20 protein-coding genes are annotated in these 18,445 nt (G+C 69.4%); 5 read left to right on the top strand and 15 right to left on the bottom strand.

Going from position 1 to position 18,445, the window contains the following annotated elements:
* Positions 1 to 72: 72 nt before the first annotated feature.
* From ACGFMK_RS08570 to ACGFMK_RS08560, 3 genes are read right to left on the bottom strand one after another with little or no spacing between them, the layout of a single operon-like run.
* Positions 73 to 894: a YceI family protein gene (locus ACGFMK_RS08570; protein WP_392759683.1), complete on the bottom strand. Its 822-nt coding sequence runs from the start codon at positions 892 to 894 to the stop codon at positions 73 to 75.
* Positions 891 to 3,479, bottom strand: a complete 2,589-nt coding sequence (locus tag ACGFMK_RS08565; RefSeq protein ID WP_392759681.1) for an MFS transporter — start codon at positions 3,477 to 3,479, stop codon at positions 891 to 893. Before ACGFMK_RS08565 ends, ACGFMK_RS08570 begins: the two co-directional genes overlap by 4 nt.
* On the bottom strand, positions 3,476 to 4,009 hold the full coding sequence (locus ACGFMK_RS08560) for a MarR family winged helix-turn-helix transcriptional regulator (RefSeq protein ID WP_392759679.1): 534 nt from the start codon (positions 4,007 to 4,009) through the stop codon (positions 3,476 to 3,478). Before ACGFMK_RS08560 ends, ACGFMK_RS08565 begins: the two co-directional genes overlap by 4 nt.
* Positions 4,010 to 4,275: 266 nt before the next feature.
* On the opposite strand from ACGFMK_RS08560, the gene ACGFMK_RS08555 reads away from it, so the two are divergent.
* Both ACGFMK_RS08555 and ACGFMK_RS08550 read left to right on the top strand, forming a co-directional pair.
* Positions 4,276 to 4,701: a PPOX class F420-dependent oxidoreductase gene (locus ACGFMK_RS08555; RefSeq protein ID WP_392759677.1), complete on the top strand. Its 426-nt coding sequence runs from the start codon at positions 4,276 to 4,278 to the stop codon at positions 4,699 to 4,701.
* 290 nt (positions 4,702 to 4,991) lie between these two features.
* Complete coding sequence (locus ACGFMK_RS08550) at positions 4,992 to 6,383, top strand: FAD-binding oxidoreductase (protein WP_392759674.1); 1,392 nt, start codon at positions 4,992 to 4,994, stop codon at positions 6,381 to 6,383.
* A gap of 12 nt (positions 6,384 to 6,395) precedes the next feature.
* On the opposite strand, the gene ACGFMK_RS08545 is transcribed toward ACGFMK_RS08550, so the two are convergent.
* From ACGFMK_RS08545 to ACGFMK_RS08530, 4 genes are all read right to left on the bottom strand, one after another.
* Positions 6,396 to 7,100 carry a DedA family protein gene (locus tag ACGFMK_RS08545; protein ID WP_392759672.1) on the bottom strand — a complete coding sequence of 235 codons (705 nt, stop codon included), beginning with the start codon at positions 7,098 to 7,100 and terminating at the stop codon, positions 6,396 to 6,398.
* Positions 7,101 to 7,145: 45 nt separating this feature from the next.
* A complete protein-coding gene (locus ACGFMK_RS08540; RefSeq protein ID WP_392759670.1) occupies positions 7,146 to 7,532 on the bottom strand; it encodes a hypothetical protein in 387 nt (128 codons plus the stop codon).
* 24 nt (positions 7,533 to 7,556) lie between these two features.
* A complete protein-coding gene (gene nagA / locus ACGFMK_RS08535; protein WP_392760099.1) occupies positions 7,557 to 8,708 on the bottom strand; it encodes an N-acetylglucosamine-6-phosphate deacetylase in 1,152 nt (383 codons plus the stop codon).
* Positions 8,709 to 8,799: 91 nt separating this feature from the next.
* A complete protein-coding gene (locus tag ACGFMK_RS08530) occupies positions 8,800 to 9,372 on the bottom strand; it encodes a SigE family RNA polymerase sigma factor (RefSeq protein ID WP_323325727.1) in 573 nt (190 codons plus the stop codon).
* Between the two features lie 189 nt (positions 9,373 to 9,561).
* Here ACGFMK_RS08530 and ACGFMK_RS08525 point away from each other — a divergent pair, with 189 nt between their 5' ends.
* Positions 9,562 to 9,846 (top strand): YciI family protein, encoded by a 285-nt coding sequence (locus tag ACGFMK_RS08525; protein WP_392759668.1) that lies wholly within the window; start codon positions 9,562 to 9,564, stop codon positions 9,844 to 9,846.
* Here the strand turns inward: ACGFMK_RS08525 and ACGFMK_RS08520 are convergent.
* From ACGFMK_RS08520 to ACGFMK_RS08495, 6 genes are all read right to left on the bottom strand, one after another.
* Positions 9,841 to 10,776 (bottom strand): PDR/VanB family oxidoreductase, encoded by a 936-nt coding sequence (locus ACGFMK_RS08520; protein WP_392760098.1) that lies wholly within the window; start codon positions 10,774 to 10,776, stop codon positions 9,841 to 9,843. The genes ACGFMK_RS08525 and ACGFMK_RS08520 overlap by 6 nt on opposite strands.
* A gap of 50 nt (positions 10,777 to 10,826) precedes the next feature.
* On the bottom strand, positions 10,827 to 11,687 hold the full coding sequence (locus tag ACGFMK_RS08515) for a metal-dependent hydrolase (RefSeq protein WP_392759666.1): 861 nt from the start codon (positions 11,685 to 11,687) through the stop codon (positions 10,827 to 10,829).
* On the bottom strand, positions 11,684 to 13,156 hold the full coding sequence (locus ACGFMK_RS08510; RefSeq protein WP_392759664.1) for a flavin-containing monooxygenase: 1,473 nt from the start codon (positions 13,154 to 13,156) through the stop codon (positions 11,684 to 11,686). The genes ACGFMK_RS08515 and ACGFMK_RS08510 overlap by 4 nt, the downstream gene beginning before the upstream one ends.
* An 81-nt stretch (positions 13,157 to 13,237) precedes the next feature.
* The gene (locus ACGFMK_RS08505) at positions 13,238 to 13,711 is read right to left on the bottom strand and encodes a pyridoxamine 5'-phosphate oxidase family protein (protein ID WP_392759662.1); all 474 of its coding nucleotides are present in this window, start codon (positions 13,709 to 13,711) and stop codon (positions 13,238 to 13,240) included.
* 9 nt (positions 13,712 to 13,720) lie between these two features.
* On the bottom strand, positions 13,721 to 14,638 hold the full coding sequence (locus ACGFMK_RS08500; protein ID WP_392759660.1) for an SDR family oxidoreductase: 918 nt from the start codon (positions 14,636 to 14,638) through the stop codon (positions 13,721 to 13,723).
* A gap of 81 nt (positions 14,639 to 14,719) precedes the next feature.
* On the bottom strand, positions 14,720 to 15,628 hold the full coding sequence (locus ACGFMK_RS08495; protein ID WP_392759658.1) for an aldo/keto reductase: 909 nt from the start codon (positions 15,626 to 15,628) through the stop codon (positions 14,720 to 14,722).
* A 72-nt stretch (positions 15,629 to 15,700) separates the two neighbouring features.
* On the opposite strand from ACGFMK_RS08495, the gene ACGFMK_RS08490 reads away from it, so the two are divergent.
* Positions 15,701 to 16,522, top strand: a complete 822-nt coding sequence (locus tag ACGFMK_RS08490) for an LLM class F420-dependent oxidoreductase (protein ID WP_392759656.1) — start codon at positions 15,701 to 15,703, stop codon at positions 16,520 to 16,522.
* Between the two features lie 161 nt (positions 16,523 to 16,683).
* Positions 16,684 to 17,715 (top strand): class II fructose-bisphosphate aldolase, encoded by a 1,032-nt coding sequence (gene fbaA, locus ACGFMK_RS08485; protein ID WP_392759654.1) that lies wholly within the window; start codon positions 16,684 to 16,686, stop codon positions 17,713 to 17,715.
* 51 nt (positions 17,716 to 17,766) lie between these two features.
* Here fbaA and ACGFMK_RS08480 read toward each other — a convergent pair whose 3' ends face one another.
* Both ACGFMK_RS08480 and ACGFMK_RS08475 read right to left on the bottom strand, forming a co-directional pair.
* Entirely contained in the window at positions 17,767 to 18,171 is a 405-nt protein-coding gene (locus ACGFMK_RS08480) for a type II toxin-antitoxin system VapC family toxin (RefSeq protein ID WP_392759652.1), read from the bottom strand.
* Complete coding sequence (locus ACGFMK_RS08475) at positions 18,164 to 18,442, bottom strand: type II toxin-antitoxin system Phd/YefM family antitoxin (protein ID WP_392759650.1); 279 nt, start codon at positions 18,440 to 18,442, stop codon at positions 18,164 to 18,166. The genes ACGFMK_RS08480 and ACGFMK_RS08475 overlap by 8 nt, the downstream gene beginning before the upstream one ends.
* Positions 18,443 to 18,445: the final 3 nt, after the last annotated feature.

Below are 18,445 nucleotides of genomic sequence, written 5' to 3'. Positions count from 1 at the left end.
GCCGGGAAATTCACCTCGCACGAACGGTGAAGGCCCCCTCACCAGCGGTGAGGGGGCCTTCGGCGAAGGTGCTCAGAACTGCGGCAGAGACTCGCCCTGGACCGCTTCGACGTCCAGTTCGATCTTGACCGTCGTGCCGACCGCCGCGACGCCGGCCCGGACCATCGCGCTGTAGTTGATCGCGAAGTCGTTCCGGTGCAGGGTCGTCTCGGCGTGGAACGCCACGCGCACGCCGCCCCACGGGTCCGGGCCCCAGCCGCCGTAGGTCAGCTCGAGCTCGATCTCGCGGCGCTCGCCGTGCAGCGTGAGGTCCCCGACCAGCGTCCACGAGTCGACGCCGCGCTGGCGCATCCCCGTGCTCGCGAACGTGATCACCGGGTGTACGTCGACGTCGAGGAAGTCCGGCGACCGCAGGTGGTCGTCGCGCATCCGGATGTTCGTGTCGATGCTCGCCGCCTTGATCTCGGCGTGCACCGACGACCGCTCGGCCGGGCGGCCGATGTCGATCCGGCCGGACACGTCCGGGAACCGCGCCTTGATGCTCGCGATGCCCAGGTGGCGGGCGGTGGCGACGACCGACGAGTGCATCGGGTCGATCACCCACGGTCCGGCGGGCGGCAGGTCGATCGCCTCGGCGACCGGGGCCAGCACGACGTCGCCGAGCGAGCCGGAGCCGTCCGAGGCGACCTGCGCCATCCGGGCGACCGGGGTGTACCCGGCCGCCGTGACCACCGCGGTGTAGGTCCCCGGCGCGAGCGCGTCGGTGACCACGTCGCCGCGGACGTCGGCCGCCTGGCGGGCGACCTGCCGTCCGGCCGGGTCGGTCACGGTGAGCACGGCGTGCTCCACCGCCCAGCCTTCCGCGGTGCGCAGGGTGGCGCGCAGTCCGGTCATGACCGGTCGACCAGCTCGTCGAAGGCCTGGTCGTAGCTCAGCCGGACGTCGTGGTCCTCTTCGCCGCCGGTCAGCTCCACCTGGCTGGTCGCCGGCGGGTAACCGCTCGCGACCACGGTGTACGCGCCCGCGGGCAGGTCGCTGACCAGGTACCGGCCTTCACTGTCGGTCCGGGCCACGGCGGCCACGTTGCCTTCGGGGTCGAGCACGGTGATCCGCGCGTCCGGCACGATCCGGTCGCCCTCGGTCCGCGCGGTGCCGCTCAGCAGCACCGAACTCGCGAGCTCGACGTCGTGGCGCAGCACACCGCTGTCCGGCACGGTCAGCGTGACCGCGACGGGCCGGTAGCCCGGGCCGCTGGCGACCAGGGTGTAGGCCCCGGCGCCGACCCCGACGAAGGCGTAGGTGCCGTCCGTGGTCGTGATGAACGCGCCGTTGACCTCGCCGCGGCTGTCGGTCAGCGTGACCGTGACGTTCTGCAGCGGCGAACCGGTCGCGGCGGCCTTCACGGTGCCGGTCAGCTCGCCGGACCCGGTGAGCGTGACGTCGACCGTCGCCGGCCCGTTGCTGATCACGACGCTGGAGGCCTGCGGCTGGTGGCCGTGGGCCGACACGATCAGGACGTACGCGCCGGGTCCCTGGCTGGGCACGGAGTAGCTGCCGTCGGCGGCACCGGTGGCCCGCGCGACCTGGCGGCCGCGCTGGTCGATCAGGGTGAGCGCGGCACCCGCGACGTGGCTGCCGTCCTGGCGGCGCACGTGCCCGACCACCGGCACCCCACCCGAGCCGACGGGCGTGTCGAGCTCGGCGTCGGAGATCGAGTTCGTGATCGGCAGCGCGCCCGACACGGGCTGGTAGTCACCGTGCCCGTTGCTCAACGCGTGCTTCCCGCCGCCCACGAGCGCCGGTTCCCGGTCGAGCGGGCGGACCGGCTCGACGATCTCGGTGGGCTCGTCGGCGAAGTTCTCGGCTTCGGCGTCGTCGAGGAACGCTTCGCCGCCTTCGACGGCCGCCGCGGCGGGGTTCATCCCGGCCAGCGGGATCTCCTTCATGAACAGCAGCACGATCGTGGCCAGCAGGGCCACCGCGCCCGCGACGTAGAACACCGTGGTGATCGACTCGGTGAAGCCGATCAGCACCGGGGTCTTGATCGCCTCGGGCAGGTTCTGGATGCCGCTGGTGTTCTCGGACAGGTTGCCGATCCCGGCACCCGCGCCGGCGGGCAGCTTGCCGCCGAAGGCCTTGGTGATGTTCGGGCCCAGCGTGTTGAACAGGATCGTCAGGAAGATGGCGACACCGGCGGTACCACCGATCTGGCGGAAGAACGTCGCCGACGCGGTCGAGGCGCCCATGTCACTGCGCGGGCCGGCGTTCTGCACCGCGATGACCAGCGTCTGCATGCACTGGCCGAGACCGAGGCCGATGATGGCCGCGGCGACCAGCGGGTGCCACAGCGCCGAGTTGTACTCGACCTGCGCGAAGAAGAACGCGCCGACGGCGATCAGCAGGGTGCCGATGATCGGGAAGATCTTGTAGTGCCCGGTCTTCGACGTGATCCGGCCGGAGACGATCGAGCTGGTCATGATGCCCGCCATCAGCGGCAGCATCAGCAACCCGGACTCGGTCGGCGTGTAGCCCTGCACGACCTGCATGAACTGCGGGATCATCGTGATCGCGCCGAACATCGCCACACCGACGATGACACCGCCGATGATCGCGACGGTGAACGTCGAGTTCTTGAACAGCCGCAGCGGGATGAGCGCGGCGTCCTTCATCAGCTTTTCGATCAGGATGAACGCGATCACGCCGACGCCGCCCACGACGTAGCAGAGGATCGCCTTGCCGTCGCCCCAGCCCCACTTCTGGCCCTGCTCGGCGACGATCAGGAACGGCACGACCGCGACGACCAGCGACAGCGCGCCCCACCAGTCGATCTTCTGGTCGTGGCGCTCGTGCGGCACGTTCAGCACCTTGGCGACGACGAACAGCGCGATGACGCCGATCGGGACGTTGATCAGGAAGACCCAGCGCCAGCCGGAGATGCCGCCCAGGGTGTCGAAGCCGGCGAAGAAGCCGCCCAGCACCGGACCGAGCACGGTGGAGAGGCCGAACACGGCGAGGATGTAACCCTGGTACCGCGGGCGTTCCCGTGGCGGGACGACGTCACCGATGATGGTCATGGCCAGCGACATCAGGCCACCGGCGCCGAGGCCCTGGACCGCGCGGAACGCGGCCAGTTCGTACATCGACGTCGAGAAGCTCGAGGCCAGTGAACCGGCGACGAAGATCGTGATCGCGGCCAGGTAGAACGGCTTGCGCCCGTAGATGTCGGAGAGTTTGCCGTAGATCGGCGTGACGATCGTCGAGGTGATCAGGTACGCCGTGGTGGCCCACGCCTGCAGGTCGAAGCCGTGCAGGTCGTTGGCGATCTTGACGATCGACGTGCCGACGATCGTCTGGTCCAGCGCGGCGAGGAACATGCCGCACATCAGGCCGCTCAGGATCGTGACGATCTGGCGGTGGCTCAGCTGCGGCAACGCCTTCGGTTGTGGTAGCTGAGCGGGTTTGTCGACGGTGGTACTCATGCAGTGGCCCCCTTGGCCGGTGCAGCGGTCGGCGCCTGCGCGTCGGCCAGCTGTGGAGAGTGTTTCTCGATACCTGTGTTGAGCCGGCCGAAGAGCCGGTTGAGGTTCTGGCGGTCCTCTTCCGGCCAGTCCTCGAGCACTTCGGCCAGCCACTGATTGCGTTGCTTGCGGTTCTCTTCGAACACCCGCAGGCCCTCGGCCGTCGGCGCGAGCAGGCACGCCCGCCCGTCCTCGGGGTCGGCCTGGCGTTCGACCAGGCCGTGCTGGACGAGCGAGCTCGACTGCCTGCTGATCGTCGAGATCTCGGCGTGCAGCGAGTCGGCGAGCCGGCTGGTGCGCTGCGGGCCCTCGTGGATGAGGGTGAAGAGGATCGCGTAGGCCGCCCGCTCGATCCCGTCCGGCCCCTGCTTGGAGACCTGGGACTTCGCCTTGTTGATCAACCGGATGAAGCGCACGAGCTCATGGCCGAGCGAATCGGCCAGATCCAGTTCGGCCCGCGGACGGGCTGCTGCTGAGCTGTTGGGTGCCATGGTTGGTCCTCACGCGGCTTTGGTTGGCGGCTGCAACTAGTTGCCTCAGGCAAGGATGTGCCTTCACGGACGGTTCTGCAAGCGAGGAACACGACGATGTGTCACAACACACTTTAGTTGCCGTATGCAAGCAGATTTACCTGCCCCGGTTTGTCTCTTCTGCCGGATTCGGAGCCACTGAGCTGCACTTTTGGGTGTCACTCGGTGGTGGTGAGGGCGTCCTCCGCGGTGCGGAACAACGGGGGCGGTGACGGGTTGGTAGGGGTATGACCGACGACACAGCGTTGAGGGACTTCATCACCGCGCACCGCCACGGCGTGCTCGCCACGATCCGCCGCGACGGCCGGCCGCAGCTGTCCACCATCACCCACCTCTACAACCCGGAGACGGACACGATCACCGCGTCGATCACCGAGACGCGGGCCAAGACGAAGAACATGCGCCGCGACCCGCGCGTCACCTACCACGTGGGCAGCGAGGACGGCTGGAGCTACGTGGTCGCCGAGGCGCACGCGGAGCTGACCGAGCCGGCCGCCGCCCCGGACGACGCGACGGTGGCGGGCCTGGTCGACTACTACCGCCGGGCGGCGGGCGAGCACCCGAACTGGGACGAGTACCGCGAGGCGATGGTCGCGGACCAGCGGGTCCTGCTGACCCTGCACCTGGACAAGGTCTTCGGCGTGATCCGCTGACCGGGTCTGCTGCCCAAGGAATGTCATGAAGGGCACCTCATGGCTTGTACGGCCCTGAAGGTGCCCTTCACGGCATTGGGCTGCCGCCGTGGCGGGTTGGGTGACCGGTGGGCGGATCCGGCCTGGTCCGCGCCGCTCCGAGGTGGTCTCGGCCGCGCGGCCGGTGAACCCGCAGGCGGCGGTTCGTGGTCGCGGATCCGCACCGCCCGGTCCTCGCGGCGTTGCGCTGAACCGGGCAGATTCGAAAGAAGATTTCCGCAGTGCGGACTATCCGGGCTTACCATGAGGCTATGAGCGACGAAGCTTTGGTCACCCGGCTCCGCGACCTGCTCGGCAAGAGCGCCGTGCTCACCGATTCCGACGTCACGGCGTCGTACTCGCGCGACATGATGCCGCTCGCGCCCTCCGGGGTGCCGCTCGCCGTGGTGCTGCCCGAGAACACCGAGCAGGTGCAGGCCGTCGTGAAGGCCTGTGCCGCGGCGAAGGTGCCGATCGTGCCGCGCGGGGCCGGGAGCGGCCTCTCCGGTGCCGCGAACGCCATCGACGGCTGCGTGGTGCTCGCGCTGACCAAGCTCAACGAGATCGTCGAGATCGACGCCGGGAACCGGCTGGCCGTCGTGCAGCCCGGGGTCGTCAACCTGGACTTCCGCAACGCCGTCGAGAAGCACGGCCTCTTCTACCCGCCGGACCCGTCCAGCTACGACTGGTGCACCCTCGGCGGCAACCTCTCCACCAACGCCGGAGGGCTCTGCTGCGTGAAGTACGGCGTCACCACCGACTCCGTCCTCGGCCTCGAGGTGGTGCTGGCGGACGGCGAAATCCTCAAGACCGGGCGCCGGACCGTCAAGGGCGTCGCCGGGTACGACCTCGCGCGGCTGTTCGTCGGCAGCGAGGGCACGCTCGGCGTCATCACGCAGGCGACCGTCCAGCTCAAGCCGCTGCCGCAGGCGCCCGCGACGTTCGTCGCGGGCTTCACCACCGCCGAAGCCGCCGGTGAGGCCGTCGCGCGCGTCGTGCGCGAAGGGCTCGTGCCGTCGCTGCTGGAGATCATGGACGCGTCCTCGATCAAGGCGTCCGAGACCTACCTCAAGACGGACCTCGGCGCGGGCTCGGACTGCCAGGCGCTGCTGCTGGGCCAGTCCGACGCCGGAGGTGAGGTCGCCCGCCGCGAGCTGGCCAAGCTCGAGCAGATCTGCGTCGACTGCGGCGCCGACCTCGCCTACACCACCGAGGACCTCGAAGAAGGCCGGATGCTGCTGCAGGCCCGCCGGGTCGTGCTGACGGCCCTGGAGACCTACGGCCTCTGGCTCACCGACGACGTCTGCGTCCCGCGTACGCGCATCGCCGAGCTCATCCGCGGCTGCGAGAAGGTCAGCGAGGACATCGGCCTGCGGATCGCCGTGGTCGGCCACGCCGGCGACGGCAACATGCACCCCACGATCGTCTACCAGCCCGACGACCCGGACGAGTTCGCCCGGGCCGAGCGCGCGTTCGACGAGATCCTCGAGATCGGGCTCTCGCTCGGCGGCACGGTGACCGGCGAACACGGCGTCGGCAAGATCAAGCGCGAGTGGCTGGAGCGCGAGATCGGCCCGATCGGGATGAGGGTGCACCGCGAGATCAAGCGGGCCCTCGACCCGGAGAACCTCTTCAACCCGGGGTCGATGTTCTCGATGACCTGAGCGGACCTGAGTTCAGTCCTTGATGCGCGGGATCCGCTGGGTGACCTCGGGGTCGGACGAGGTGAGAGCGCTCTTCTTCTCACGCCGCGACTTGAGGTACTCGAACAGGATCGGGACCACCGAGACCAGCACGATCAGCACGAAGATCGCGTCGACGTTGTCCCGGATGAAGCCGATGTTGCCCAGCAGCGAGCCGAGGATCGTGATGCCCGCGGCCCAGAGGATGCCGCCGAGGATCGTGTACGTGAAGTAACGCTTCGGGTCCATCCGGCCGATGCCGGCGATCCACGTGATGAACGTACGCACGAAGGGCACGAACCGGGCCAGTACGACCGCCTTGGGGCCGTGCTTCTCCAGGAACTCGTGCGTCTTGTCGATGTACTCGCGCTTGAAGAACTTCGAGTCCGGCCGGTTGAACAGCTTGGGCCCGACGAAGTAGCCGAGGTAGTACCCAACGACGTTGCCGAGCAGCGCCGCGACCGTGACCAGCACACACACCAGCCACAGGGACGCGTCGAGGGTGCCGTTCGCGATGAACAGGCCGGCGGTGAACAGCAGGGAGTCACCGGGGAGCACCGGGAAGATGCTGCTCTCGATGAAGATGATCAGGCACAGCACCGCCAGGACCGGTGTCGTCAAGCCGCTCAGCAGGTGCTGCGGGTCCAGCCAGGACGGCAGCAGGGACATCGTGTTGACCGTGCTCTGCGCGAGAATCACCTCAAAAACGGTACAGGGTCACCCTGAGTGCCTGATAAGACCCGTTCAGACCAGCGTGAGCAGGCCCACGACGGACCCCGCGGCGAGGCCCAGCAGCACCGCGAGCATCAGGATCCAGTAGGCCGGGAGCTGCGCGCCCGACGTCGCCTGGCGGACCGTCTCCGGCTCGAGGTCCGGGCGCGGCGTGAACGTCGTGGGCGCGTTGGCGTCGTCCAGGGCGGCGCGTTCCCGCTCGAGCGAGTCCGCGCTCGCGCCGGAGAGCAGGCCGTAGGCCGAGGGCAGCTCGGCCGGGGTGGCGATGGCGTCGGTCGGGACCGCGCCGGTACCCGGCTCGGGTGCCCGGGCCGGGGCGGGGGACGCCTGCGGGGCGAAGACGGCTTGCGCGCGAAGGGCGTCCGCCAGCAGCTGCTCGGGGTCCTTCGGCTCGCTCATCCCACCCGTCTCCTCGTTGCGGTTTTAGGTGCTCAAGGTAGCCGTACCCACTTCGGCGACCCATTCACCCCGGCGCAGCACCTTGGCCGGCCGCAGGTCCGCGTCGAGCACCACGACGTCGGCCACCTTGCCCGGGACCAGCGATCCCGTGCGGTCGGCGATGCCGAGCAGCTCGGCCGGACGGCGGGACGTCGCGTGCACCGCGTCCAGGATCCCGAGTTTCGCACCGTTGACGAGGTTGCGGAAGGCGGTGTCCATCGTCAGGGTGCTGCCGGCCAGCGAACCGTTGTCGGCGAGCGTGGCGACGCCGTCGTGCACGTCGACCTCCAGCCGGCCCAGCGTGTAGCGGCCGTCGGCGGCGTCGGTGGCCGACATGGCGTCGGTGATGAGCACCGTCCGGTTGCGGCCCGCGTGCTTGGCGGCCAGCCGCACCACGGTCGGGTGCAGGTGCACCAGGTCGACGATCAGCTCGATCGTGATGCGTTCGTCGTCCAGCAGCGCGCCGACCGGGCCGGGCTCGCGGTGGTGCAGCGGGCGCATGCCGTTGAACAGGTGGGTCGCGACGCTCGCGCCGGCGTCGATCGCCGGCCGGAGCTGCTCCTCGACGCCGTCGGTGTGCCCGATCGCGGCGATGACGCCCGATTCGGCCAGCTGGCGGACGGCCTTGACACCGCCGTACAGCTCCGGCGCGATGGTCACCATCCGGATCGCGCCCTGGCCGGCCCGCAGCAGCTTGTCGACCGTGCCGGTGTCCGGCTCGAGCAGCGTCTCCGGGTCGTGGGCCCCGCAGCGGGCCTTCGAGATGAACGGGCCCTCCAGGTGGATGCCCGCGACCTCGCCGTCCTGGACGAGCTCACGGAGCGCGGCCACCTGCTCACGCAGGATGTCCACCGGATCGGAGACCAGGCTGGCGAGCATGGTCGTGGTGCCGTGACGGCGGTGCGCCCGCACTGCCGTCAAGAGCTCCTCCGGATCGAGGGAGGTGAACGAAGCACCTCCCCCGCCGTGGCAGTGGGTATCGACGAATCCAGGCACGACCAGTGCCCCGCCGACGTCCACGTGCTCGCCGGACGGCGGGGTCCCGGAACCCACGCCGGCGATCCGCCCGTCGGAGACGGCCAGCCAGCCGTCGTCGAGTACACGGTCCGGGGCGACGACCCGGCCGCCCATGATCACGAAATCTCCGGCGCCTCTCACGTACCCCAGCATATATTGGTCTGGACCAAGCATGGTGATACGACTCAGTGATCGGGATGGTCCACCCGGGTCACTGTGGCGTCTGCATGGCCTTCTGGAGAGCCTCGAGCGCCCGGCTGGCGGTCGACTTAACGGTACCCTTGGAGATGCCCGCGGCCTCAGAGATTTCGGCTTCGCTCAGCCCACCGTAGTAACGCAGCACCAGCACCTCGCGCTGGCGGGGCGGCAGCTTGGACAGCGCGCTGACCACCGCCTGGTGCTCGCTGGAGAGCATGGCGAGGCTCTCCGCGGACCGCGCGTTGACGGCGTGGGGCGGCACGTACTCCCGGGCGGTCTTGCGGCGGCGCAGCACGCTGCGCGACCCGTTGACCACGGCGGTGCGCAGGTAACCGACCGCGGCCGCGGCGTCACGCAACCGGCCCCAGTTGCGGTGCAGGCCGGTGAAGGCCTCCTGGACCACGTCTTCCGCCGTCGCGGGCTCGTCGACCAGCAGAATCGCCAGCCGGACCAGCCGCATGCGGTGCTGGCGGTACAGGTCTTCGAGGTTCAGCGGCGCCGGCGTCTGCACCGGCGCCGGCCCGTCCATGACCCGCAAGTGGCCGAGGGTCGCCTCGACACTGCGTTCCGCATTGCCTTCGAGCATGAACCCCTGCCTGTCCTCGACCCCGGTTTGCACGGTGTGCCGCGTCAGCAGGTTCACGGTATTCACAGCGCTCACACAGGTACTGACGCACGCCTAGCCTATCGGGTTGGCCCCGCGTCGCCAGCGTTCGGATACTGGGACACAGAGTAGCGTCGGTCGCATCCCGCCCGTCCGAGCACGGAGATCCACATGGCCTGGTACCTCGTCGAAATCACCTACGTCCAGGAGAAACTGCAGGAGGTGCGCCCGCGCCACCGCGACTTCCTGGCCAAGCTCGCCGAAGAAGGCCGGGTCGCGGTCGCCGGCCCGCTCGGCGACGGCACCGGCGGCGTCACGCTCTACCAGGCCGACGACGACGCGCACCTCAAGGAGACGCTCGACCGGGACCCGTACGCCCTGGAGGGGGTCGTCGCCGAGCGGACGGTCCGCGAGTTCAAGCCGGTCATCGGCGCCTGGCTGCCCGAAAGCTCATAACTCCAGCACCGCGGGACCGCGGTCGACGCAGATCCGCATCGATCCGCCGTCGGCCGTCGGCACCGCGCAGGTCCCGCAGAAGCCCTGTCGGCACGAATACGGCGTGTCGGGCAGCGCCTCGCGGACGACGTCGAGGGCGGACCGGTCGCCCGGGACGTCCAGTACCCGTCCCGACCGGCGCAAAGTCAGCGTGAACGGCTCGCCCGCCACGATCGGCGGCGGGGCGAACCGTTCGAAGTGCACCGCGCCCGTGGTCGGGGCCAGGTCGACCCGGACGCCGGTGATCATCGGCACCGGCCCGCAGCAGTACACCGCAGCGCCCTCCGGCAGGCCGTCGAGGAGCTCGGCGCCCGAGGCCGGGATGCCGTACTCCGTGTCCGGGCGGATCCAGGCGCGCTCGTAGGCCGCCAGTTCGTCGACGAACGGCATCGACGCGCGGCTGCGGCCGGTGTAGACCAGCCGCCAGTCCGCGCCGAGTTCCACACAGCGGCGGACCATCGGCAGGATCGGCGTGATCCCGATACCGCCCGCGATGAACCGGAACGGTCCGTCGCCGACGAGCGGGAACGCCGTCCGCGGCCCGCGCACGACGACCCGCGTGCCCGGTGTCAGGGCGTGGACCTCGGCCGACGCGACGCCGATCTTCCGCACGGCAATGCGGTAATGGTCCTTTTCGGACGGATCGCCGCAGAGGGAGTACTGCCGCACCCGACCGGACGGCAGGACGAGGTCGATGTGCGCCCCCGGTCGCCAGCTCGGCAGCGGCGCGCCGTTCGCCAGGCGCAGGCTCACGACGCCCTCGGCTTCGGGGCGAACCGCTTCGACCCTCAGCGGCAGGTCACGGTCAACCGCGCGCACCGGCGGCCGCCGCTTCCCGCTGACCTGCGAGAGCCGGCGGTACACCCCGACCACCCCGACCATCGCGGACATCAGCCGATCGGTGCGGTCGCTGCCGTCCAGCCGGGTGGGCCGGCCGAGGGTCACCCCGCCGCCCGCGCGGCGGGTGAGCTCGCCAGGTAGGCCACGGCCTTTTCGGTGTTGCCCGTCTCGGTCGGGTGGTAGGACTTCCGAAAGTACGGCCGGATCTCCCGCAGCAGCTGGCGCCCGGTCGGCAGCAGGCGCTTCTTCGCCGCCCGCCGGTAGCCGCGCAGCGACGCGCGTCCCGGGCGGGTCGGGTCGTTGCGCATCAGGAACCGCGTGCCACGGAGGAACACCCAGGCCAGCACCGGTGTCACCGCGGCCATGCTGCGTACCCGGCGGGTGTAGCGGCCGTCGAGGTGCACGAACAGGTCGAACGCGACCGACCGGTGTTCGACTTCTTCCGCGCCGTGCCAGCGAAGCAGGTCCAGCATCACCGGGTCTGCGCCGGCTTCGGCGAGCGGCGCGTCGAGCACCCACTGGCCGAGGAACGCCGTGTAGTGCTCGATCGCGGCGATGATGCCGAGCCGTTCGACCAGCCACTCCTCGGCGGCCTGACCGGTGAGGTCGCGGTCACCGAGCAGCTTCCGGAACAGCCACTCCATCTGCGCGGTGTACGGCCGCACGCGCACGCCGGCGGCCTCCAGGTGCGCGGCCGCGCCGTCGTGCGCCTCGGCGTGCACCGCCTCCTGGCCGATGAAGCCGAGCACGTCCTGCTTGAGCCGCTCGTCGCGGATCAGCGGCACGGCCTGCTTGAACACCTCGACGAACCAGCGCTCACCCTCGGGCAGCGCCAGGTGCAGCACGTTGATGGTGTGCGTGGCCTGCGGTTCGCCGGGAATCCAGTGCATCGGCAGGCTCGCCCAGTCGAAGTGGACGTCCCGGGCGTGCAGGACGAACTGTTCAGTGTCCTCGCGGGTCATTGCGCACGACCGCTGAGCTCGTAGTCGGCCGGGTCCACCTTCCGCGTCTCCAGCCAGTAGCGCCAGGTGAAACCGGGCCAGATGGTCCGGTTGACCCCCTTGGAGTCGAGGTACCAGCTCTTGCAGCCACCCTGCGTCCAGACGCCCTTGACCAGCTTGTCCTGGATCTCGCGCTGGAACTCGTCCTGCACCCCCGGCCGGACGTCGACCGCGGCGGCGCCGCGCGAGTCGGCCAGCTTGATCGCGTCGACGACGTAGCGCGACTGCGACTCGATCATGAAGACGACGGAGTTGTGGCCCAGCGCGGTGTTCGGGCCGAGCAGGAAGAAGAGGTTCGGGAAGCCGGACACCGTGATGCCCTTGTGCGTCCGCATCCCCTCGGCGGCCCACTCCTTGGCCAGGTTGCGGCCGTCGACGCCGGTGATGTCCAGGTACTCCAGCGCGTCGGTGACCTTGAAACCGGTGCCGTAGATGATCGCGTCGACCTCGTGCTCCACCCCGGCGGAGTCGACGATCGAATGCGCCCTGACCTCCTTGATCCCCGACGTGTTCACGTCGACGTTCGGCCGGTTCAGCGCCGGGTAGTAGTCGTTGGAGATCAGGACGCGCTTGCAGCCCATCGTGTAGTCCGGCGTGACCTTCTTGCGCAGCGCGCGGTCCGTGATGCCCTTCGCGATGTTCCGCTTGGCGATCAGCTCGCCGGCCTTCATGACACCCGGGTGGCCGTTGAAGCCGATGGCGCGGGCTTCGAGGAGCCAGTACAGCGCGTTGCGGTAGGCGCGCTGGGCGCCGGGGACGCGGCGGAACAGGGTCTGCGACCACTCCGGCATCGCGTGGTCCGGCTTGGGCATGATCCACGGCGGCGTCCGCTGGAAGAGCGTCAGCTCGGCGACGTCCGGGGCGATCTTCGGGACGAACTGGACCGCGCTGGCGCCGGTGCCGACGACGGCGACGCGCTTGCCGCGCAGGTCGTACTCGTGGTTCCACTGCGCGGAGTGCCAGGTCTGGCCCCGGAAGTTCGCGATCCCGGGCAGCTCGGGCACCTGCGGGATGTGCAGGCCGCCGACGCCCGAGACGAGGAACTGCGCGGAGAACTCCCGGCCGTCCTTCGTCGTGGCCGTCCAGCGGCGCTCCCGCTCGTCCCAGTGCGCGCCGGTGAGCTCGACGCCGAAGCGGATCTTCTCGCGCAGCCGGTACTTGTCCGCGACACCCTTGAGGTAGTCGAAGATCTCCGGCTGCGGCGAGAACGACCGCGACCAGTCCGGGTTCTGCTCGTACGAGAACGAGTACATGTGCGACTGGACGTCACACGCGCACCCGGGGTACGAGTTGTCGCGCCAGGTGCCCCCCACCTCGGCGGCCTTCTCCAGGATCACGTAGTCCCGGATGCCGGCCTTTTCGAGCTGGATCGCCTGGCCGAGCCCGGAGAACCCGGTGCCCACGATCACGACCTTGAACCGCTCGGTCATCTGTCGGCCTCCGCTGCTTCGGGGAAACTGCGGAGATGACGTTACCTCAAGTAACAGTTACTTGGAAGTACAACCTACCCGTTAGTACGTCCCGCCGAGCTTCGTGTGGTCCCAGCTGACGATCTTCGTCGGGTGGAAGATCAACCCGATCCGCTTGGGTGCCTGACCTGCGATGAAGGTGCTCAGTTCGGACGGTACGGGGTCGCCCGGCTTGGCGCCCGCGTAGCGCTGCATGAGCGTGATCCCCATCCGGGTGACCTCCTCGGTGTCCTCGACCAGCTGGACGTCGGCCTCGAGCGAGATGCCGCGGAGCTTCTCGTAGCTGTCGCCGTCCTCGATGAGCACGGTCGCCTCCGGCAGGCGTCGCAGGTTCTTCGCCTTCTGCGACGTGCCGTACGTCCAGGTCGCGACGCCGTCCTCGTGCGGGTAGTACCAGAGCGGCGCGAGGTGCGGGCGGCCGTTCGGGCCGACGCTGGCCACGTTGATGACCTTCTGCTCGGCGAAGTACGCGCGCACCTCGTCCTCGGTCATCCTGATCTGGTCGCGACGTGACATCCGCAGCTCCTACGACTTCGTCGTGGCCGCGCGGCCGCCGTGCCCGGTGACCGCGGACTCGAACGCGCCGCGCGCCTCGATGTCGGCGAGCGCGGCCTTGTCCGCCGAAGGTACCCGGCTGCGCGAGCCGATCTCGATGATCGGCGGCAGGAACGCGCGGATCAGCTTGAGGCCGCCGACCCAGCGCGGCACGTGGATGGTCCGGGCGCGCTTGAGGATCCCGGCTTCGAGGTCGTCGAGGGCGACGTCCAGCGGGTAGGTCTTGCCGATCAGGCCGGGCATCGACGCGCGGAGCTTGCCGAACACCGGGTGTGCGTCGGCGCTCTCGACCAGGTCGGTGCGGATCCACGTCGGGTGCGCGACGCCGACCTTGACACCCAGGTGGGCGACCTCGGCGCGCAGGCTGTTCGAGAAGGCTTCGACGCCGGCTTTCGCGGCGGAGTAGTTGGCCATGCCCGGCGCGTGCGTGATCGCGGCCAGGCTCGAGATGGCCAGCAGGTAGCCCTTGCGGTTGATGACGTGCGGCAGCGTGACGCGGAACGTGCGCCAGACGCCGAGCAGGTCGACCTCGATGACCTTCTCGAACGCGGCCCGGTCGACCGAGCGGACGAAGCCCGCGGTCGCGATGCCGGCGTTGGCGATGACGATGTCGATCCCGCCGAAGTGCTCGACGACACCGGCGGTGGCTTTTTCCAGCGCATCCCAGCTGGTGACGTCGGCTTCCCAGGCGTGCGCGTTCGGCCCGATCCGGTCGGCGACCTTCTGCTGCTCCTCGGCTTCGAGCCCGACGAGGGCGACCTTCGCGCCGCGCGCGGCGAGGCGTTCGGCCAGCCCGGCGCCGATGCCGCGCGCCGCGCCGGTGATCAGGACGACCTTGCCGTCGACCTTCTTACTACTGCCGCTGAGCAGCGAAAACGGGTTGGCCACGGTGCCCTCCTGGACGTCGCACGTCGCTTCTGGAGGGCACCGTACCCCAACTTACCCACAGTAAGCTACCCGATAGTAGGTTCAGGCTTCGCTCAACGCGGTGACTTCGTCGGTGGTCAGCTCGAGTGTCACGGACGCGATCAGGTCCGTCAGCTGCTCGGGTGTCCGGGCGCTGGCGATCGGCGCGGCGACCGTCGGCTGCACGCGCAGCCAGGCCAGCGCCACCGTGGCGACCGAGACGCCGTGCGCCTGCGCGACCTCGTCGAGCGCGGCGAGCACGCGTTCGCCGTGACCGTCCAAATAGGACGAAGCGCGGGCGGCGCGCGGGCTGTCGACCGTCTCCTCCTTGGAGCGGTACTTGCCGGTGAGGAACCCCTTGGCGAGGGCGAAGTACGGCAGCGTCGCCAGGCCTTCGCGCGCGACGAGCGGGGCCAGGTCGTGCTCGTAGTCGCGTTCGACGAGGTTGTAGTGCGGCTGCAGCACGGCGAACCGCGCGAGGCCGTTCTTGTCCGAAGTGGACAGTGTGTCGGCGAGGCGTTCGGCGCTGTAGTTGGACGCGCCGAGGTGGCGGACCTTGCCCGCGCGGACCAGCGCGTCGAACGCGGTGAGCGTCTCCTCGAGCGGGGTGTCCGGGTCGTCCCGGTGCGCGTAGTAGAGGTCGATGTGGTCGGTTCGCAGGCGGCGCAGGGAGTCTTCGGCCGCGGCCTGGATGTTCTTCGCGGACAGGCCCGGCCGGCCGTCCCACATGCCGACCTTGGTCGCGACGACGACGTCGTCCCGGTTGCCGCGCGCGGTCAGCCAGTTGCCGAGGATCTCCTCGGAGCGGCCGCCACCGCCGTAGAGGTCGGAAGTGTCCACGAAGTTGCCGCCGGCCGCGGTGTAGGCGTCCAGCACGGCGAAGGACTGCGGCTCGTCGGCCGTCCAGCCGAAGACGTTGCCGCCGAGGTTGAGCCCGTACACGTCGAGGTCGGTGTTGCCCAGCTTGGTCATGTCACCACGCTAGCTTTCCCACGAGCTGGGAGGGTGGGAGGAAAATCGGCATCCCACGCGTTGGAGTGTTCCATGGCAATCGAACTGGGCAAGCTCGGAATCTGGCGCTACCACGGAAACGTCGACGCGAAGTTCGCGGCTGACGCGGAGGCCCTCGGCTACGGCGCGATCTGGCTGGGCGGCTCGCCCGGCGGCGACCTCGCGTCCGTCGACGACCTGCTCGCCGCGACGGACTCGCTGGTCATCGCGACCGGCATCGTGAACATCTGGCAGGACGAGCCCGCTTCGATCGGGCGGGCGTACGAGCGGATCGCGGGCAAGTACCCGGACCGCTTCCTGCTCGGCGTCGGCGCGGGCCACCGCGAGGCGACCAAGGAGTACAAGAAGCCGTACGCGGCGCTGGTCGACTACCTCGACGGCCTCGACGCGGCGGGTGTCCCGGTCGGCGGCCGGGCCCTGGCGGCGCTCGGCCCGAAGGTCGTCAAGCTGTCCGGCGATCGTACGGCGGGCGCGCACCCGTACCTGACCACGCCGGAACACACGCGCGACACCCGCGAGATCCTCGGCGCGGGCAAGCTGCTGGCCCCGGAGCACAAGGTCGTCGTGTCGACCGACGTCGACGAGGCGCGCGCGATCGGCCGCAACACGGTGAAGTACTACCTCGGGCTGTCGAACTACGTCGCCAACCTGCGCAAACTCGGCTTCACCGACGCCGATCTGGAAGGCGAGGGCAGCGACCGCCTGATCGACGCGCTGGCTCTGCACGGCGACGCGGCGACGGTGGCCCGCGGCCTGTCGGCCCACCTGGAGGCGGGCGCGGACCAGGTCGTCGTCCAGGTCCTGAACGAGGACCCGTGGCCCGCCTACCGCGCGCTGGCTGCCGAACTGCTGTGATCCTCGTCCGGCCGCCGGTTCGCCGGCGGCCGGACGCACTCCTTCTGAACCGATTCGACGTGCGGGAAAGTTTCCGTGGTTTCGGAGCGGGGACCGGTGTGCGGCGGCGGTACACCTCGTACGATGCGGTCGGGACCCATCCCTGCCAAGGAGGAATACCGATGCCCATCGCGACCCCCGAGGTCTACGCGGAGATGCTCGACCGGGCGAAGGCGGACCAGTTCGCCTACCCGGCCATCAACGTGACCTCGTCCGAGACCGTGAACGCCGCCATCCGCGGGTTCGCCGAGGCGGAGAGCGACGGGATCATCCAGTTCTCCACCGGCGGCGCCGAGTTCGCGTCCGGCCAGAAGGTCAAGGACATGGTCGTCGGCGCGACCGCGCTCGCCGAGTTTGCGCAGGTCGTGGCGGCGCGCTACGACGTCAACGTCGCGCTGCACACCGACCACTGCCCGAAGGACAAGCTGGACGGCTTCGTCCGCCCGCTGATCGAGATCTCGGCCGAGCGCGTCAAGAACGGCCAGAACCCGCTGTTCCAGTCCCACATGTGGGACGGCTCGGCGATCGACCTCGACGAGAACCTGGAGATCGCGACCGAGCTGCTGGCGAAGACGGCCGCGGCGAAGATCATCCTCGAGGTCGAGATCGGCGTCGTCGGCGGCGAAGAAGACGGCGTCGAAGCCGAGATCAACGAGAAGCTGTACACCGCCGAAGGCGACTTCCTGAAGACGATCGACGCCCTCGGGGCCGGCGAGAAAGGCCGCTACCTGCTGGCGGCGACCTTCGGCAACGTCCACGGCGTCTACAAGCCGGGCAACGTGAAGCTGCGCCCGGACGTGCTGAAGGGCGGCCAGGAAGCGGCGGCGAAGAAGCTCGGCCTCGACGCCGGCGCGAAGCCGTTCGACCTGGTCTTCCACGGCGGCTCGGGCTCGCTCCCGGAGGAGATCCGCGAGGCGGTGACGTACGGCGTGGTGAAGATGAACGTCGACACGGACACGCAGTACGCGTTCACCCGCCCGATCGTCGACCACTTCTTCAAGAACTACGACGGCGTCCTGAAGATCGACGGCGAGGTCGGCAACAAGAAGGTCTACGACCCGCGCTCGTACCTGAAGGCCGCGGAGGCCGGCATGGCCGCCCGCGTGGTCGAGGCCTGCGAGGCCCTCGGCTCGGCCGGTACGAAGGTCAAGTAAGCCGGATACGCGAAGGGCCGCCACGGTTTCCGTGGCGGCCCTTCGTCGTGTTCAAACCTCGACGACTTCGAGCAGGCTTTCGAGGCCCTGGAAGTCCTTCGCATTGCGGGTGTACAGCGGCAAGTCGTGCACGGAGGCGGTCGCGGCGATCATCAAGTCCATCTTGCGCGGTCTTGGATCGCGCCCGACGGCGATCACCATTGCGACGAATGTTCCGTACCGAGTGGCTGCGTCACCGTTGAAGGGTAGTGGGGTGAAGTCGGCGATCGCGGCGCCGAGCTTTTCGGTGCGAGCGGCGCGGACCGCGGGATCCTTGGCCGCTGCCAAACCTTGGTGCAGCTCGGCCATCGAGACTGCGGTCAGTTCGGCGACTGCCGGCAACTGCGATGGCTCCAGTAGCGCCAGATCGATGTAGACACAGGTGTCGAGCACGCCCACCTCGTGGTTCTCAGTCACGCGGCCGATCCCAGGGGTTGTCGTTGTCGCTCAATCGATCGTCGCCGAAGAACTCGTCGATGTCCTTGCGCATCTCCGCTGCATCGACTCGCGGTAGACGGCGGTGCTTGGCGATCAGTTCCTCGGTGGTGAGCCGGCGCCGCTGGGACAGCGGTCGCAACTCGGCGATCTCCACGCCGTTGCGCGTGACGTGGAAGGTCTCGCCGGCTTCGACGGCGTCCATGACCGCCGCGGAGCTGTTGCGGAATTCCCGCTGGCTGATGATCTTCACAAG

This window comes from Amycolatopsis sp. NPDC049252 (genome assembly GCF_043197175.1).
Lineage (GTDB): Bacteria > Actinomycetota > Actinomycetes > Mycobacteriales > Pseudonocardiaceae > Amycolatopsis.
This window is presented reverse-complemented; position numbering and strand designations above follow the sequence as displayed.

Excerpts from the sequence above, each read along its gene's own strand:
- ACGFMK_RS08560 (WP_392759679.1), bottom strand. The coding sequence starts at position 4,009 with ATGGCACCCAACAGCTCAGCAGCAGCCCGTCCGCGGGCCGAACTGGAT.
- ACGFMK_RS08510 (WP_392759664.1), bottom strand. The coding sequence starts at position 13,156 with ATGACCGAGCGGTTCAAGGTCGTGATCGTGGGCACCGGGTTCTCCGGG.
- ACGFMK_RS08505 (WP_392759662.1), bottom strand. The coding sequence starts at position 13,711 with ATGTCACGTCGCGACCAGATCAGGATGACCGAGGACGAGGTGCGCGCG.
- ACGFMK_RS08515 (WP_392759666.1), bottom strand. The coding sequence starts at position 11,687 with ATGACCCGCGAGGACACTGAACAGTTCGTCCTGCACGCCCGGGACGTC.
- ACGFMK_RS08550 (WP_392759674.1), top strand. The coding sequence starts at position 4,992 with ATGAGCGACGAAGCTTTGGTCACCCGGCTCCGCGACCTGCTCGGCAAG.
- ACGFMK_RS08565 (WP_392759681.1), bottom strand. The coding sequence starts at position 3,479 with ATGAGTACCACCGTCGACAAACCCGCTCAGCTACCACAACCGAAGGCG.
- ACGFMK_RS08495 (WP_392759658.1), bottom strand. The coding sequence starts at position 15,628 with ATGACCAAGCTGGGCAACACCGACCTCGACGTGTACGGGCTCAACCTC.
- ACGFMK_RS08525 (WP_392759668.1), top strand. The coding sequence starts at position 9,562 with ATGGCCTGGTACCTCGTCGAAATCACCTACGTCCAGGAGAAACTGCAG.
- ACGFMK_RS08570 (WP_392759683.1), bottom strand. The coding sequence starts at position 894 with ATGACCGGACTGCGCGCCACCCTGCGCACCGCGGAAGGCTGGGCGGTG.
- ACGFMK_RS08520 (WP_392760098.1), bottom strand. The coding sequence starts at position 10,776 with ATGTCCGCGATGGTCGGGGTGGTCGGGGTGTACCGCCGGCTCTCGCAG.
- ACGFMK_RS08555 (WP_392759677.1), top strand. The coding sequence starts at position 4,276 with ATGACCGACGACACAGCGTTGAGGGACTTCATCACCGCGCACCGCCAC.
- ACGFMK_RS08530 (WP_323325727.1), bottom strand. The coding sequence starts at position 9,372 with ATGCTCGAAGGCAATGCGGAACGCAGTGTCGAGGCGACCCTCGGCCAC.
- ACGFMK_RS08490 (WP_392759656.1), top strand. The coding sequence starts at position 15,701 with ATGGCAATCGAACTGGGCAAGCTCGGAATCTGGCGCTACCACGGAAAC.
- fbaA (WP_392759654.1), top strand. The coding sequence starts at position 16,684 with ATGCCCATCGCGACCCCCGAGGTCTACGCGGAGATGCTCGACCGGGCG.
- ACGFMK_RS08540 (WP_392759670.1), bottom strand. The coding sequence starts at position 7,532 with ATGAGCGAGCCGAAGGACCCCGAGCAGCTGCTGGCGGACGCCCTTCGC.